Source organism: Priestia sp. P5_B4 (assembly GCF_056400385.1).
Genome location: NZ_JBFULJ010001127.1, coordinates 1 through 1,032, shown reverse-complemented (window position 1 = coordinate 1,032; position 1,032 = coordinate 1). Strand labels below are relative to the sequence as shown.

The 1,032-nt window shown below is 39.2% G+C and carries 1 protein-coding gene and 1 pseudogene; both read right to left on the bottom strand.

The features are described from left to right. A partial coding sequence (locus tag AC1DRF_RS29350) for an IclR family transcriptional regulator (RefSeq protein ID WP_477742489.1) occupies positions 1–508 on the bottom strand: 508 nt, incomplete at its 3' end. Between the two features lie 131 nt (positions 509–639). Beyond that, positions 640–1,032: pseudogene (locus tag AC1DRF_RS29345) on the bottom strand (acetyl-CoA carboxylase biotin carboxylase subunit); the annotation flags it as partial.

The following is a 1,032-nucleotide window of genomic DNA, read 5'->3' as shown; positions in this document are numbered from 1 at the left end:
CTGTAATAGTTCCAATACCTATTGGAGCTAGCTCCGTTTGAGTAATATATTCCTCTTGTTCTTTTTCGGGTAAATGCGCCAAGATAATGCGTGAACAAGCTCCTGCATAAAGAGGTGAACGCCTTCCAATTGATGTATAGAGACGCACTGGATGAAGCGTATCTACTTTTTCAATATACATAGCTTCATTCCCATCTCGTACAATTAAATTAACCGCTTCTTCTACTTCGTCTCGGAGCGTTTCCATTACAGGCTTTGCGATATTTCTAATATCTAAGCGATTAGCCACCAGCTGACCAAATTGCAAGAATAAAAGTCCTAGCGAATAGTATCCTTGCGCATCTTTTGTTAAAAATCCCATCTCTTCAAGCGAACCAACCATCCGGTGCAAAGAAGTTTTCGGAACGCCTGAATATTCCATCATTTCTGTGAAGGTCAGCTTAGGGTGCTTGATAAAAAGCGTGAGAATCTGCATGGATTTAACAACCGTTTTATTGTTAGCTTGCATAAAACCTTCTCCCTTATTTGTGCGAATACATGTATTTGATAGACGTATAGCTTACTAGCTAATCATATGTTCTTTTTATTATACATGAAGAAAAAAAGGAAAGCACTCCCTTATAAGAGCACTTTCCTTTCTTACACCATCTCTAGTTCTTTAATTGAAATAGGATTACTTTCTAGAAATTTGGTTGTAAAATCCCCTTCCTTAAAAGAAGGATGGTTCAGTAATTCTAAATGAAAAGGAATGGTTGTATGAATACCTATAATGATAAATTCTTCGAGCGCGCGTTTCATTCGTTGAATCGCTTCATTTCGATCTTTCCCCGTTACAATTAATTTCGCGACCATGGAATCATAAAATGGGGAAATTTCATAGCCTGGGTAAACGGCGCTGTCTACACGCACTCCGTAGCCGCCAGGAGGTAAATACATCTCGACTTTCCCAGGAGAAGGCATAAAGTTTTTAGCCGGATTTTCTGCATTGATCCGACATTCAATTGCCCATCCCTTCAACTGAATGTCCTGCTG